Origin of the sequence: Massilia sp. CT11-108, assembly GCF_047302915.1 — a bacterium.
Lineage (GTDB): Bacteria > Pseudomonadota > Gammaproteobacteria > Burkholderiales > Burkholderiaceae_D > Telluria > Telluria orientalis.
Genome location: NZ_JBKYMO010001236.1, coordinates 1 through 469, shown reverse-complemented (window position 1 = coordinate 469; position 469 = coordinate 1). Strand labels below are relative to the sequence as shown.

Here is a 469-nt window from a genome sequence, read left to right as displayed (position 1 = left end):
CTCCAGGGCGGCGTCGAACTGGCGGCGGCGCAGGCCCGTGAACGTCAGGCCGGTCGCGGCCTCGACCCGCTGCGCCGCCAGGTCGAACACGTCGGCGACGACGGTATCGTCAATGGCGCTCACCCACCGCTCCCAACGCTCGCGTCAGCTGCACCCGTTCGTGCTCGAACAGGAACCGGGCCGGATCGATCACGAGGCACAGGCCGTCCGGCAGGCGCACCACGCCGTCGACGTAATCGGCCGCGCCCGCGGCGTCCGGCCAGCCGCTGTCCGGCACCGCGGTGGCGGGGCCGACGACCGCGTCGACCACGAGCGCGCACAGGACCCCGTCCATCTCGACGATGAGGAATTGCTGGGAAGGCGTGATGACTGTCGGGCGGCCGGTGGCGCGCAGGGCGAAATCGACGACGGTGACGGTCTCGCCGCCCACGTCGAGCACGCCGAGCACGATGTCGGACGCCCCCGGCAG

The 469-nt window shown here is 72.7% G+C and carries 1 protein-coding gene; it reads right to left on the bottom strand.

The window, feature by feature from the left end:
* Positions 1 to 109 precede the first annotated feature (109 nt).
* The coding region (locus ACEN88_RS34190) for a chemotaxis protein CheW (RefSeq protein ID WP_413346827.1) at positions 110 to 469 on the bottom strand (360 nt) is incomplete at its 5' end.